The following is a 14,004-nucleotide window of genomic DNA, read 5'->3' as shown; positions in this document are numbered from 1 at the left end:
TTTTTTAGGTCTGTTTGGTTAGTTTGTTGTCTCCTCATGAGCACACTCTCATATTCCGTCACCGCAGCGATCGACGAAAATCTTATTACTACTGCAGAGTCTGGGGACAGCCAAGCACAATTAGAGCTTTCGATTGCATATAAAGAAGAGAAAAAATTCAAAGAAAGTCATTATTGGCTAATTAGAGCGGCAACGCTGGGAAATGGAGAAGCTACTGTTCTTCTCGGTAATCTTTTCGAATCTATCGATAGCGAAAGCTTCCAATCGCTACCTATCGCTGAAAACTGGTATTTAGTAGGCAGCAACAACGATGTTACTGAGGCGGAGTTGGGCTATGCTCGGGTATTAGAAGCTCAGTTTAATAATCGAAAATCCAAACAACTCTCCTCAATAACAATACTTGATGATCAGATAGACCAAGATATTCAACAGTCCATAACGAGCGCCGCTGAATCCACTAATCATAATAAGAACAGAATCAACAGTGATATCATCGTTACGTTTTTTATTCTGATCAGCGTGGTTACGTATGGGTATATAAGGCGTCGAATTACGCGTAGACAAGGCGAGAAGAAGACTCAGTTAGACAATCAGCTACATCATCAAAGCAAAAAGATTAAAACGCTTCAAAGGCATTTAACCGCAGCGCATTCACAGCTAAAACAAAATCAAATCGAAATAAAAAAAACCAATGTAGACCAAAGCACTATGCTTGCGTGTGCTGTGCTTGGTTACCACCCAAACCACTTACCTAGTGAAAAAGAAATAAAATTAAGATACAAGAAATTAAGCCGTATTTATCACCCTGACGCTAACGGCAGCGACGAAGAAATGAAGCGATTAAATAGCGCAATAAAAGTCATTAGTACTTATCTTAAACAACGATAACGCCAGTGGGTAACAAATATTTAACATTTAAGTTCCAGATATGTCATAATACTGCCCAAAAATAGCATTGTACTAAATTGTCCATTCATTTGGTCGATTGGATATAATTGCATAAAGCCATTGGAGAGAATGTAATGATTAACACTGAAGGAAACTGCGATTGGTGCAACAGATATAGTATGTTGATCCGCCATGACTATGTTGATGGTAAATATCACCACTCCTGTGAAAGCTGTAATGACATGGCAAAAATCGATGTCAATTTATTCAACATTGACGAAATTGCATTAAGAAATAAAGCAGCCGTGAGCATACGAGCATAAAAAACCAGTCGTTATCCTCCAATTAAAAACCGCAAATGCGGTTTTTTTTATATCTATAATTCAGCTAAAGCCCTTATTTTTCATGTCCTTTGTCTAAAAATTGTCTGATTCGCCTATAAAATCAGCGAAAAAATACTTGCATGCCGATCAAATACGGACTACTGTGTATCTATACAGTATGTACAGAGAGACAGTATTATGCTTCAACTAAACATTGATAACACAACCGACACAGTAGCGGCATTGAACCCGACAACAGAGCTCAACCAGCGCTCTTATTTTTCGGATGGCATATATCTTAAATTGGCAAAGCTGTCTCGAAAAAAACAGTGGATCTTATATACGGCAAACTGCCCTCGCCCAATGCAATCTGAATTGATTCAACACAAAATCAATTGCACCAACGTGATTCATTTGAAGCCTTCTAATCAATATTCTGAAGAAGAGATTGTTATTAAAGCTTTTGAAGCGGGAACAGCAAGTGCTGTAGTCGCAAGCTCAAATTTAGATCTACATGCACGAGCAAGGATTCTCACGGTTGCCAAGTTAAGAAACTGCGCTGTGTTTTTCTTAAATGAGCAATCAGAGCCAAGTTATTTATGTCATTAATCGTCATGCTTTAGCCTTCCCGCTATTCGCGTGTGTCGTTAACAGTTGATTTGGAACTGCAAAATCAATACGACTCACGACTTGATTTTAATATAAATTTTTAGTGCTATTTTTAGCACGTAGTGTTTGCTCCATATTTTAGCTAGTAATAGTAATAACACCTTATGAAATAGATCTATTGACACCATTCGTATTGGTATTAATACATCTATTTTGCGCAATCGTTTGCTTTTTCAGTGGCAGTCCATTCTAGTTCTGGTATTATGCGCCCATAATTTGAAGCCTCTACCAAGGAATGTCTCGATGAGTCTCTCTGATCAAGTTCTCGCTGTTAATGATGATCTTCCAATCCGTACCAACAAACCTGTTCATAGCGGAAAAGTACGTTCCGTCTACTGGTTAACTGAAGAAGATAGCCAGCGATTAATCAAAGAAAAAAACTACAATGTCGCATCTGACGCGCCACTTGCCATCATGGTAATCAGTGACAGAATCTCAGCTTTCGATTGCATTTGGGAAGCGGAAGGTGGATTGAAAGGCGTTCCCGGCAAAGGAGCAGCACTCAACGCTATCTCAAATCACTGGTTTAAACTCTTTAAAGAGAATGGCCTGGCTGAAAGTCATATATTGGATATCCCTCACCCGTTTGTTTGGATAGTCCAAAAAGCAAAACCAGTAATGATTGAAGCAATTTGTCGCCAATATATTACCGGTTCTATGTGGCGAGCTTATGACAAAGGCGAAAATGAATTCTGTGGTATTCAACTTCCTAAAGGCCTAGAAAAAGATAAATCACTGCCTGAGCTTCTCATTACGCCGTCAACCAAAGGTGTTCTTAAAGGAATACCCAATGTTCCTGAAGCTGACGACGTGAATATCTCTCGCCAAGACATAGAAGACAGTTTTGCCGCCTTCAACTTCTCTCAATCTAGTGATATCAAAACCTACGAGAAACTGCTTAAAGAAGGGTTCAATGTCATTAGCTCTGCGCTGAGTGATGTGGGTCAAATATTTGTCGATACAAAATTTGAATTTGGTTATGTCATTGACCGTCAAGGTGATGAGAAACTCATCTACATGGATGAGGTCGGTACGCCTGATTCGTCCAGAATTTGGGATAAAGCAGAGTATCAAAAAGGAAATATCGTCGAGAACTCTAAAGAAGGTTTTAGACAATTCTTGCTGAATTATTTTCCTGACCCCGATATATTATTAAATAAAGCGCGTATGGATGAACGATTTGCACTCGCAAAGAACAATAAACTGCCAGTCGAGGCGATAACTAAAGTGTCAGAAGTCTATATCGGTATCGCTGAAAAAATAACGGGGCAAAAAATTCACATGAGTGATAACCCGAAGAAAGAAATTATTGATGTGTTACGAGCAGATTATGATCTGATAACCGATTAAAACATAATGTGACGTTAACAACTGAGATGCAAAAGGGACACAAATGTGTCCCTTTTATTATATTTGGACGAATAACTCATCTTGAGTTATATGCTTAACTTGTGCATTGGTGTGTTTGATGATTTTTTCTATTTGGATCTCATCAAGCTCATAAGGCATCATTAGTCGGAGTTCTTTTATACCTTCATGCTTTGCTAGGTTAACCAGACTAATTAGGTTTGATTCATCACTACTCTGCGCTGAGAGATTATTAAAGGCTTGGTCCCATAATCTATCTTCAGGTTTTCGAGCTTCATCGATGTTGCTTTTCCAAACAGTACCAAAGATAGGCGAAAAAAATCCAATCGCCTCGATAAAGGTCCACTTTTTTTTACAACTAGCACCTAAAAATGATGTGTAATCAAATACAGCTGATATCGTTTCTTGCTTTTCCATTATGCCCCCCAAGCGATAGCGGTAAAACAACGGTACTACTATTCAACACCTTCGCTCAGTTAGCAATAGAATATAGTACATTGTTCTGTTCTCATGAGCTGAATCTCAGTTAAAGCATACTAAAACCAAGGTTTTAACAAAAAACCTACAGTAATGAGACCTATAACATTACGCCTTGTAATATTTATCCACTAAACACAGTTCTAATAATAATAGGACAGCAGACTGGCAGACTACTATTCAAATTTAGATTATTTAAACTGATAGTTTACTGTTTAAATAATTATTTAAACTGATAGTTTACTGTTTAAATAATTATTTAAACGAATAATTTGAGGCTAATAAATTATTATTTAACAAGTCACTTTGTGGTTAATTACTCTTATTTGATGTCTACTATTCGACTCGATTTTTTATACTGAATACGCCATCCAGACCAGATTGGTAACTCCCACCGTTTTGGTTCGCTTTTACGCAAACCACTCTCATACAAAATATATACCCGCTTTTTGCTCGGCACATATTCTACTTTTAGATGTAGGTCTCCAAGATTGAGACGAAATGGGTACTTCTGCGAAAAATCATCATATTCCCAATAAGGAATCCCCGCAAAAAGAAGGTCATCTTCGCTAAAAAGTAATAATTCATCTAGCTTATCGACACCGAGATCCTTTAGCTGACGAATAAACCAACCTTCAAAAGTTAGTGATTGCGGGCCAGAATATCTCTCATCCAAGCCTAGTTCTGTAAAAAGACACCAATGATCAATCTCTTGCCTGCGTTTGTTCGCAAAACCTGGAAGCACTTTTTGTCTTAAAACTGCGTCTAGTAATGGTTTTAACAGTTGGTCTCCCTCGGGCTCAACAAGCCGATTCATGATTTCTCGCCCTGCGAATATCAACGACAACTGACTGTATAATTGACCATCTATGATCGTCGTCTTACCCTGTATCCACTCGCCTAACCCTAATCGGGCGATAAGATTTAAAGGGATAGGTAACATCACGGTTGCCAGATTGAGTGTCTGTTTGCTCCCTTTCCCGGGCAGGCTGTGTTGATCCAAGACTATCGCAGCCTCATCACCATCAGAAAATCGACTGCTTCGTGCAGGAACCATCTCTATAAGACCATTGCCGAGTGCCTGTCGCCTTTTCTTCCGTCTAACAAACACCAATTCAGGATGGTTCCCTGCTATCGCTGAAACAAATTCAACCCGCTTAAAACGAGACGCTACTTCAAGCTCTGGCAAATGAAAGACGCGGCGCATTTGCTGAGCGAGCCTCCTTGCTTCTCTAACTGCATCAATCTCTAATTGAATATTATCTTGGACATCTCCCCGCACAATCTTTATCAAGATCTCAGCATCGCAACTATTGGGTTCCCATTGCGCAATTTTGTTTAGACCGTGTTCATCACTCGGCAATTGGTAAAGCGCAGCAGGCACCGAAAGCGCCGCCGCTAAATCGATCATAGCTTCTTTCGTTGCATTACAAGGCATTCGAGTTAACAGGTCGGCATATAGCGTATCGATGGGTAGCGGGTAAAGCCGTTTTCCATGTTCAGTAACCACTCCGTTGTTATCAATCGCGGCCATTTTTAACAATACTAATTTTGCTTGCGTAAGCGATTTTTCGGGGAGAGCATCTAAGAACGTGAGTTCACCTAACTCAAATCCACAACAGGCGGACGCTAACATGGCCTCAGACAACTCTTCGCGCAGTAATTCTGGTGGTGTTACCATTTCTAATGGTGCATGTTCTCCATAGAGACGAATACATTCACCATCCATCACACGCCCTGCTCTACCTGACCTCTGTTTTGCACTCGCTTTTGAGATGCTTCTTAAGCTCAATACAGTACGACCATTACGTTGCAATGTTCTTCGTTCTAAACCGGAGTCAATGACCAAGGTAATATTAGGTATCGTCAACGACGTTTCTGCAACATTTGTGGCCACCACAATTTTCTTCTTACCCAATTGTGTTAACGCTCGCTGCCGTTCACTGTCAGAAACCGATGCGTGTAGCATCACCACTTCGACATTTTCTAACTTAGACAGAGATTGGACACATTGAGTAATTTCGTTTCTGCCAGGCATAAAGACAAGTATGTCGCCAGGGGTGTCTTGGTAAACCGATTTCACGCAATCTGCCGCATTCTGCACACTATTTTTGTTGTCTGGTAAATAGTGCGAATCTAAACTCTTATTAATTAACCTCACATTATATTGACGGCCTTGTGCAATTAACCTCTTCGCGCCGATATATCGTGCAAGTTTATCTCCTTCTATGGTTGCGGAGGTAATAATCAGTCGGTGTCCTTGTGTTTTTTGTAATAAAGCGACGAGTAGATCAGTATCCCATCGTCTTTCATGAAATTCATCAACTAACACGATATCAAACTCTGCTAATCTATCGTCATAAAACCACCTTAGTGCAACTCCGGGGGTAACAAAAACGATGTTGGTCTCTATGCTAAAGCAAGATTCAAGCTTTATTGCATAGCCAATATTGTCCCCCAACTCAGAACCATTTTGTTTGGCTAGATAAGTCGCTAGGGACGTACACGCTATTCGCCTCGGTTCTATGACCAGTACGCGGCCATGTTCTGATGCCCATAAAGGAAGTTTGGTTGATTTTCCAGAGCCCGTTTCTGCTTCAACGACGATATGATGCTTTGGTAGAATCTGTAGAAATTTACTTTTAATGTTGTCGATTGGGAGCGATAGCATGGTCTAACTCAAAGAGGTGAGGATGCATGAAGGGCTACTATACCGATTTTATACAATGAGAAAAATCAATTCAACACAAGACAATAGATTGATATTTGATAGAATCCTCTTATTAAGAATACGTTAGGTTAAAAGTTAAGCCATGTTTGACATTCTTGCTCCAGTTGGAAGGCACATTGTCCCTTATATCTCTGAGATTTCTATCGCCTTTATTGCATGTATGCTGGTTATTTTAGGCGGAGACATTAATCGCCTGCTAAGAAAAGTGATGGTCCGACAGCATTTTATTGTGCGAACTTTCGCATTTGTACTGCTGAATGCATTTGGTTATGGCTTGTTAATAGTTAAGGCTTCACCTTACCTATCTTTGTGGCTAAAGACTTTAAATACTGGGCTATTATTAGTATCCATCGTTTCTTGCTTTATTGTCATTGGTATCTGGGCACAAAGGCAGCGCCATGTATGATTTACGAATTAGGAAAGATTTAATGTGTTTGGGCATTTTCCGACAGCGACTAAAAAGATGGTGAGTAAACCAAGTTTTTTACGTGGCAGAGCATCCGCAAGGGTCATTATATTGGGCGTAACAGCGCTCTGTATTGCTTTTGTCCTGGCTTTGGTATTTGTTGATCGTGTCTTTAGTTGGTCAACAAAAAACGACATCTATACTGAACCCTCTCACTTACCGAATTATGATGTCGCATTGGTCTTAGGCACAAGTAAGTACTTGGGAAAAGTACTTAACGACTACTATGCAAATCGAATTAACGCCGCCATTACTTTATTCAAAAATGATAAGGTCGACGCCTTTCTACTTAGTGGCGATAATGCCCATCGTTCATACAACGAACCATGGACAATGAAAAGAGATCTACTGAAAGCAGGCGTACCCGAAGAAGCTATCTACCTCGATTATGCAGGGTTTAGAACGTTGGATTCTATCGTTCGCGCAAAAAAAATCTTCGAAGCCGATGAGTTTATTATTGTCACTCAAAAGTTCCACTGCGAACGAGCACTATTCATAGCGGAATATTACGATATTGAGGCAGTGTGCCTTGCCGTTCCAGGCCCAAAACAGCACTCTGGCTTAACGATACGTTTTAGAGAAGTTTTTGCCCGAGTAAAAGCGCTACTAGACCTTTATATATTTGAAACTCAACCGAAGTTTTTGGGCCCCAAAGAACCTATCAAGCATAGTGTCACGAGCACCAAGGTCGATAAAACACTGACGATCAAAGCAGGAACTTAAGACAGATCATTAAATTGTTCGTTAGATATCCAACCCTTCACTTTTTCCCCTTACCCAATAACTTAGCGTCCTATACTAAATAGTGAACGACTGAGCGAAAGGGGCGAACTATGAAGAATCTTACGTCTGATAAAATAAACAGTTATATAAACAAAAATACCGTTATTATTCTGGCCGACATTTGTCTGTTTATCTTTATGCTCAACTCTCTATCATTTGAAACAAGCGTTGTGCATGGATTAAGTATTCTTATGTTTATCGCCATTCTTTGGTTAACCGAAGCACTACACGTCAGTATCACCGCCCTTCTCGTACCCGTATTAGCCGTAGTATTCAATATATTCGACACATCAAAAGCCCTAAGTTATTTCTCTAGCTCTATTATTTTTATTTTTCTAGGCGGTTTTGCCTTAGCGGCCGCTCTGCATAAGCAAAAAATTGATAAAGCAATTGCGGATCAAGTATTGATTGCGGCAAAAGGCAAAATGTCCGTCGCCGTATTGATGTTGTTTACCGTTAGCGCAGGGCTCTCAATGTGGATATCAAACACGGCAACCATTGCCATGATGCTTCCGCTTGTTTTAGGTGTAATGAGCAATGTCGATGAGAAAAAATACAAGAGCACCTATGTCTTTGTTTTATTGGGCATCGCTTACTGCGCATCTATAGGCGGTATTGCAACACTTGTGGGCTCTCCTCCCAACGCAATTGCTGCCGCAGAACTCGGTTTAAACTTTACCCAATGGGTCGCTTTAGGGTTACCCGTGTCTTTGACTTTGCTCCCGATTGCCGTACTCGCTTTATACCTACTCACCAAACCAAATCTTTCCCAATCATTTGAGATACACCACACCACATTGGAATGGACGCCAAAGAGAAAACTCACTTTAGTTATCTTCGCATTAACCGTAAGCTTCTGGATATTCAGTCGGCCTATTAACGCCTTTTTAGGGGGATACAGTAAATTCGATACCCTCGTCGCTATTGGCGCCATCTTACTATTAGGAGGCACGCGTGTGGTCGAATGGAAAGATATTGAAAAAACGGTTGATTGGGGAGTATTGCTTCTCTTTGGTGGAGGAATTTGCCTAAGTAATGTACTCAAAGAGACAGGCACGAGCGTATTTCTTGCTAATGAACTCAGCGATGTACTTAGTCAAATGGGATTATTCATTACCCTCCTTTCCATTATAACTTTCGTGGTATTTCTAACCGAATTCGCCAGTAATACCGCAAGTGCAGCACTTCTCATTCCAATATTCGCTAGTATTGCCGAAGTTCTTGGCGTCTCTCCCATTATCCTGTCACTCATTATTGCTATGTCTGCATCCTGTGCCTTCATGCTCCCTGTCGCGACACCACCAAACGCCATAGTATTTGCCTCTGGTCACATAGAACAAAAGGATATGATGCGCGTCGGTTTCGTATTGAATATCGTTTGTATCACCGTTTTAACCATAATTGCACACTTTTTCTGGTGACTTAGAGACCACTAACCTTTGCTCATTTTGTCTATCGTCACTTTTCTCTTATAAAATATAACTATTAATTGCCTGTAATTGCTTTCAACACCCTAATTTATTCCCTACAATCACAATCAAAATTGATAACTATTTCGGAGTCAGCTCTATGAGCGAAGTTAAGCATAGCAAACTACTAATATTGGGCAGTGGTCCAGCAGGTTACACCGCGGCAGTATATGCTGCGAGAGCAAACCTAAAACCTGTTCTTATTACTGGTATACAGCAAGGTGGTCAACTTACCGAAACGACGGAAGTGGAAAACTGGCCTGGAGATGCTGAAGGCTTAACGGGTCCATCCCTGATGGAACGCATGAAAGAACATGCCGAAAAGTTTGATACCGAAATACTATTTGACCATATCCATACCGTGGATTTAGAGAACCGGCCATTCCGTTTAACTGGAGACAGTGCGGTCTACAGTTGCGACTCCTTGATTATTTCAACAGGCTCTACCGCAAAATATCTTGGACTGGAGTCTGAAGAAGCTTTCAAAGGCCGCGGTGTATCCGCATGTGCAACCTGCGATGGCTTTTTTTATAAGAATCAAAAAGTAGCGGTTATTGGAGGAGGTAACACAGCGGTTGAAGAAGCCCTATATTTAGCAAATATTGCGGCTGAGGTTCATCTAATACATCGCCGCGAAGGGTTCCGAGCTGAAAAAATATTGATGAAGCGCCTCCAAGATAAGGTGGACAATGGCAATATCGTCCTGCACACCAACCGTACTTTAGATGAAGTACTTGGTGATGATATGGGGGTTACCGGGGTTCGTTTACAAGATACCTTGTCCGATACAAAAGAGGAACTTCAGGTAATGGGGCTTTTTGTCGCAATAGGTCATCATCCAAATACAGGCATTTTTGAGGGACAGCTCGATATGAACAATGGCTATGTGGTCGTGAATTCAGGATTGAATGGCAATGCGACGCAAACCAGTATTGAAGGCGTATTTGCTGCTGGTGATGTTATGGACCAAAACTATCGCCAAGCTATCACATCGGCTGGCACCGGATGCATGGCGGCACTCGATGCCGAGCGATACTTAGACGCACTAGCCGATAGCAATAAGTAGCCAATTATCTCTATTTATTGCATTAATTAACCGCTTTCTATCATAACCTTATAAACCAGCGGTATTCCCGCTGGTTTTCTTTTTGTATACTCTCCCTCTTATTCTAAATAACGAATGAATCTACAGATTTTTTTCTCATAAAATCTACAGGTCCAAATAAAGAAGCCTTAAACGTAAATGGATAAAACAAAACAAAAAAACCTCAATAAGTGGCTGAAGCTTCAAGGTAAACTGGCTAAGCGATGGCTGCTTATTAGCGTCTCTCTAGGGGTGTTCTCTAGTATTGTCTTACTTGCTCAGGCAGGATTACTCGCATCGATATTGCATCAGCTTATTATAGAAAATGTAGATAAGCGTCAACTTGTTCCCTACTTCCTAGGCCTCGCGCTAACGGTTGTGGCTCGTTCAGCCTGCACATGGGGAAGAGAGATCGCTGGTTTTCGCGCTGGCGAGCAAATTAGAATTTACATCCGCCAACTTATCTTGGATAAGTTGCGCGCTGTTGGACCGGCTTATATCAAAGGAAAACCCGCCGGAACGTGGGCAACATTGTTATTAGAACAGGTAGAGGATATGCAGGATTTCTTTTCTCGCTATCTTCCACAGATGTCTCTTTCTGTGTTAATTCCTTTGGTTATTCTCGTTGTAGTATTCCCGACTAACTGGGCGGCAGGGTTGATTTTCCTTATCACTGCACCGTTGGTGCCATTTTTCATGGCATTGGTTGGCATGAAAGCCGCTGAAGCCAACAGAAAGAATTTTAAAGCTTTGCAACGTCTGTCTGGCCATTTTTATGACCGTTTGCAATCTATGACTACTATCCGTCTATTCAATAGAACGAAAGCCGAAGAAGAGACACTTCATGGCGCTTCAGAGGTGTTTAGAACCCGAACTATGGACGTCCTAAAAGTCGCTTTTCTGTCGTCGGCTGTTTTGGAATTTTTCACTTCTATATCCATCGCGATTACGGCTGTTTACTTCGGTTTCAGTTATATTGGCGAGCTCGATTTTGGGTATTACGGAACCGGCATTACACTATTTTCTGGTCTTTTTATTCTTATTCTGGCACCTGAATTTTATCAGCCTTTACGAGATCTCGGCACCTTTTACCACGCAAAGGCTCAAGCGGTCGGCGCTGCGGAAAGTATTGTTGATTTCTTAAATACCGAGGTGTCACATCAATCGTCTGGACACGAACCTATTTGCGATGTTAACTCCATCAAAATAGAAGCCTATGACTTGGTCGTCAAAAGCCCAGAAGGGTCAACATTGGTAGGACCTTTATCATTTAGCATAAAACCTAATCAAATGACGGCACTTATCGGACCAAGTGGTGCAGGTAAAACCAGCCTTATCAACGCTATCCTTGGTTTTTTACCTTACGAAGGAAGTTTGAAGATCAATAATGTTGAGATTAAGGATGCGGATCTTGTTCAATGGCGTGACCAGATCAGTTGGGTTGGGCAAAACCCGCTGCTTCTGCACGGCACTATTAAAGATAACATTACGTTAGGCAACAACGATGTTTCTGTTGCGCAACTTGATTCTGTTCTCAAAGAGTCCTATTCCGCTGAGTTTGTCTCTCAACATGGGTTGGATTATCAGGTCAGTGACCGATCTGGTGGTTTATCAGTCGGTCAGGCTCAACGATTAGCCCTAGCTCGTGCCATGTTACAAAAAGGCAATTTTTGGCTATTGGATGAACCAACTGCAAGCCTTGACGCACGCAGCGAAAAGCTCGTTATGAAAGGGTTACAAAACAAGATCAACCAAAGCACAACTCTCATCGTTACACATCAACTTTCACAACTCAAAAACGTTGAACAGATTTTTGTAATGCAGGAGGGGTGCATTGTCGAATCAGGGTCCTATAAGGAACTTAAACAAAGCCATGGACTCTTCGCTAGCATGTTAGATGCGAAAAACAGTGCACAAGAAGAAGGAAAAGGAGATCTCGATGCGTGAGTTATTGCCTTATATAACGCTTTATAAAAAACATTGGTTCGGCCTTTCAGCAGGTATGCTGCTTGCGTTTGCGACCCTTTTCGCCTCTGTTGGTTTGTTGACTCTTTCTGGTTGGTTTATTTCAGCCTCTGCCGTTGCGGGTCTTAGCGTGGCCAGAAAAACCTTTAACTACATGTTACCCGGCGGTGCAGTACGCGGCTTAGCAATGGGCCGAACTGCAGGTCGTTGGGGGGAACGTGTAGTAAGCCACAACGCAACATTTAAATTGTTAACAGAACTCAGGGTTTTCTTTTTCAAGAAATTGGCCCCGCTCGTCCCCGGCCGTATCGCCAATCTACGTGATGGTGACTTATTAAATCGATTAGTCGCCGATGTCGATGCGATGGACCATGTGTATCTTCGACTGCTTAGTCCGGTAGTTGTGAGTGCGTTGGGTATTGCGACGCTTACTCTATTTCTAAGTTGGTTCGACCTTACTTTAGGTTTAATCCTTGGTGCCATATTAATGTCACTATTGATTATCTGGCCAGTCGTATTTTACAAACTCGGTAAACACAATGGTCAGCAACTCACCACCCAAAAATCCGATCTCCGCGTCGCCTCACTCGATTGGTTGCAAGGACACAGTGAACTGGTTTTATTTGGTGCAGAAGAACGCTATCGGAATGCGATTCTTAATTCACAAACTAAGTTGCTAAATAATCAGTTCGTAAATGCAAATTTAACGGGCATGGCAAGCGGGTTGCTCATGCTAGCAAATGGGCTGACATTGACACTGATCTTGTGGCTCGCAGCAGATGGCGTTGGCGGTAATCCACCAGGCCCGATGATCGCGTTATTTGCTTTTGCCACTATGGCTAGTTTTGAAATGTTAATGCCGATAGCAGGTGCATTCCAGTACCTAGGACAAACGCTCACCTCCGCTAGACGACTGAATGAAATAATCCTTGCTGAACCGGAAGTAAAATTTCCTGAGCAGGGAGAGCTTAATTCAACAAAGTATGACATTCAATTTAATGATGTCAGTTTTCGTTATGATGATTCGGAACAAACCATTATCAATAGCCTTAACCTGCACATAGCCAGTAATACACGTGTCGCTATCCTTGGTCAAACAGGGTCAGGTAAATCCACTCTCATACAGCTACTTTGTCGCTATTGGGATACAACAGATGGCTCGATCTCTGTCGCCTCCACACCATTAAAGGAAGTGAGTGAGAACACGCTAAGAAATACTATCTCGGTCGTCAGCCAACGCGTCGATATTCTTAATGGCACGCTACAAGATAACCTTGCTATCGCGAAACCCGATGCCTCTGATGAAGAGCTGAAATCAGTACTGCACAAAGTGGGGTTACAAGCACTATTAGAAGGTAAGAGTCTCGATACATGGTTGGGTGACGGTGGCCGTCAACTTTCCGGTGGAGAGAAACGTCGTATCGGTATTGCAAGAGCCATTTTGCATAACGCACCAATCATATTACTTGATGAGCCAACAGAAGGCTTGGACAAAAAAACGGAACGCCAGATTATCACTTTATTTGACCAACATTTCAAAGGAAAGACCGTGATTTTTATCACCCATCGTTTAGTGGGTTTAGAGGCGATGAATCAAATATGTCTGATTGAAGACGGCGCTATTGTTGAGCAAGGCACACATGATGAACTGATTGGTTTACAAGGACGCTACCACCGTTTGCATCAAACTTTGTAACGATAGTAAACGTGTAACCACGACCGGTTTTAATAGGCTTGTTAGAAACCCACCTGAATAGCCGGTGGGTTTTTATTATTTCAGC

Annotated in this window: 12 protein-coding genes; 10 read left to right on the top strand and 2 right to left on the bottom strand. The window is 41.5% G+C overall.

Annotation, left to right across the window (positions count from 1 at the left end):
* Window positions 1-36: 36 nt before the first annotated feature.
* From L3V77_RS08025 to L3V77_RS08010, 4 genes are all read left to right on the top strand, one after another.
* Entirely contained in the window at window positions 37-888 is an 852-nt protein-coding gene (locus tag L3V77_RS08025; protein WP_275136534.1) for a DnaJ domain-containing protein, read from the top strand.
* Between the two features lie 134 nt (window positions 889-1,022).
* Window positions 1,023-1,211, top strand: a complete 189-nt coding sequence (locus tag L3V77_RS08020; protein ID WP_195703180.1) for a hypothetical protein — start codon at window positions 1,023-1,025, stop codon at window positions 1,209-1,211.
* Window positions 1,212-1,409: 198 nt separating this feature from the next.
* Window positions 1,410-1,820 carry a hypothetical protein gene (locus tag L3V77_RS08015; protein ID WP_275136533.1) on the top strand — a complete coding sequence of 137 codons (411 nt, stop codon included), beginning with the start codon at window positions 1,410-1,412 and terminating at the stop codon, window positions 1,818-1,820.
* A 303-nt stretch (window positions 1,821-2,123) separates the two neighbouring features.
* Window positions 2,124-3,230 carry a phosphoribosylaminoimidazolesuccinocarboxamide synthase gene (locus tag L3V77_RS08010; protein WP_275136532.1) on the top strand — a complete coding sequence of 369 codons (1,107 nt, stop codon included), beginning with the start codon at window positions 2,124-2,126 and terminating at the stop codon, window positions 3,228-3,230.
* A gap of 57 nt (window positions 3,231-3,287) precedes the next feature.
* Here L3V77_RS08010 and L3V77_RS08005 read toward each other — a convergent pair whose 3' ends face one another.
* A complete protein-coding gene (locus L3V77_RS08005) occupies window positions 3,288-3,665 on the bottom strand; it encodes a transporter (RefSeq protein WP_275136531.1) in 378 nt (125 codons plus the stop codon).
* 382 nt (window positions 3,666-4,047) lie between these two features.
* Window positions 4,048-6,396, bottom strand: coding sequence for a helicase-related protein (locus tag L3V77_RS08000; protein WP_275136530.1), 2,349 nt, complete (start codon window positions 6,394-6,396; stop codon window positions 4,048-4,050).
* A gap of 142 nt (window positions 6,397-6,538) precedes the next feature.
* Here L3V77_RS08000 and L3V77_RS07995 point away from each other — a divergent pair, with 142 nt between their 5' ends.
* The 6 genes from L3V77_RS07995 to cydC all read left to right on the top strand — a co-directional run bounded on the left by L3V77_RS07995 (window position 6,539) and on the right by cydC (window position 13,919).
* Window positions 6,539-6,862: a DUF3392 domain-containing protein gene (locus L3V77_RS07995; RefSeq protein WP_275136529.1), complete on the top strand. Its 324-nt coding sequence runs from the start codon at window positions 6,539-6,541 to the stop codon at window positions 6,860-6,862.
* Between the two features lie 57 nt (window positions 6,863-6,919).
* On the top strand, window positions 6,920-7,645 hold the full coding sequence (locus L3V77_RS07990; RefSeq protein ID WP_275136721.1) for an ElyC/SanA/YdcF family protein: 726 nt from the start codon (window positions 6,920-6,922) through the stop codon (window positions 7,643-7,645).
* Between the two features lie 110 nt (window positions 7,646-7,755).
* On the top strand, window positions 7,756-9,126 hold the full coding sequence (locus tag L3V77_RS07985) for a DASS family sodium-coupled anion symporter (RefSeq protein WP_275136528.1): 1,371 nt from the start codon (window positions 7,756-7,758) through the stop codon (window positions 9,124-9,126).
* Between the two features lie 148 nt (window positions 9,127-9,274).
* A complete protein-coding gene (gene trxB, locus L3V77_RS07980; RefSeq protein WP_275136527.1) occupies window positions 9,275-10,240 on the top strand; it encodes a thioredoxin-disulfide reductase in 966 nt (321 codons plus the stop codon).
* Window positions 10,241-10,417: 177 nt separating this feature from the next.
* Window positions 10,418-12,205: a cysteine/glutathione ABC transporter permease/ATP-binding protein CydD gene (gene cydD / locus L3V77_RS07975; RefSeq protein ID WP_275136526.1), complete on the top strand. Its 1,788-nt coding sequence runs from the start codon at window positions 10,418-10,420 to the stop codon at window positions 12,203-12,205.
* Entirely contained in the window at window positions 12,198-13,919 is a 1,722-nt protein-coding gene (gene cydC / locus L3V77_RS07970) for a cysteine/glutathione ABC transporter ATP-binding protein/permease CydC (RefSeq protein ID WP_275136525.1), read from the top strand. The genes cydD and cydC overlap by 8 nt, the downstream gene beginning before the upstream one ends.
* Window positions 13,920-14,004 lie beyond the last annotated feature (85 nt).

Origin of the sequence: Vibrio sp. DW001 (genome assembly GCF_029016285.1) — a bacterium.
Classification (GTDB): domain Bacteria; phylum Pseudomonadota; class Gammaproteobacteria; order Enterobacterales; family Vibrionaceae; genus Vibrio.
The sequence above is the reverse complement of the archived record's forward strand: the minus strand, read 5'-3'. Positions and strand labels throughout refer to the sequence as shown.

Bases quoted from the DNA above. Each gene is read 5' to 3' on its own strand.
- L3V77_RS08010 (WP_275136532.1), top strand. From the start codon at position 2,124: ATGAGTCTCTCTGATCAAGTTCTCGCTGTTAATGATGATCTTCCAATC.
- trxB (WP_275136527.1), top strand. From the start codon at position 9,275: ATGAGCGAAGTTAAGCATAGCAAACTACTAATATTGGGCAGTGGTCCA.
- L3V77_RS07985 (WP_275136528.1), top strand. From the start codon at position 7,756: ATGAAGAATCTTACGTCTGATAAAATAAACAGTTATATAAACAAAAAT.
- L3V77_RS08025 (WP_275136534.1), top strand. From the start codon at position 37: ATGAGCACACTCTCATATTCCGTCACCGCAGCGATCGACGAAAATCTT.
- cydD (WP_275136526.1), top strand. From the start codon at position 10,418: ATGGATAAAACAAAACAAAAAAACCTCAATAAGTGGCTGAAGCTTCAA.
- L3V77_RS08000 (WP_275136530.1), bottom strand. From the start codon at position 6,396: ATGCTATCGCTCCCAATCGACAACATTAAAAGTAAATTTCTACAGATT.
- L3V77_RS08005 (WP_275136531.1), bottom strand. From the start codon at position 3,665: ATGGAAAAGCAAGAAACGATATCAGCTGTATTTGATTACACATCATTT.
- L3V77_RS08020 (WP_195703180.1), top strand. From the start codon at position 1,023: ATGATTAACACTGAAGGAAACTGCGATTGGTGCAACAGATATAGTATG.
- L3V77_RS07990 (WP_275136721.1), top strand. From the start codon at position 6,920: ATGGTGAGTAAACCAAGTTTTTTACGTGGCAGAGCATCCGCAAGGGTC.
- cydC (WP_275136525.1), top strand. From the start codon at position 12,198: ATGCGTGAGTTATTGCCTTATATAACGCTTTATAAAAAACATTGGTTC.
- L3V77_RS07995 (WP_275136529.1), top strand. From the start codon at position 6,539: ATGTTTGACATTCTTGCTCCAGTTGGAAGGCACATTGTCCCTTATATC.
- L3V77_RS08015 (WP_275136533.1), top strand. From the start codon at position 1,410: ATGCTTCAACTAAACATTGATAACACAACCGACACAGTAGCGGCATTG.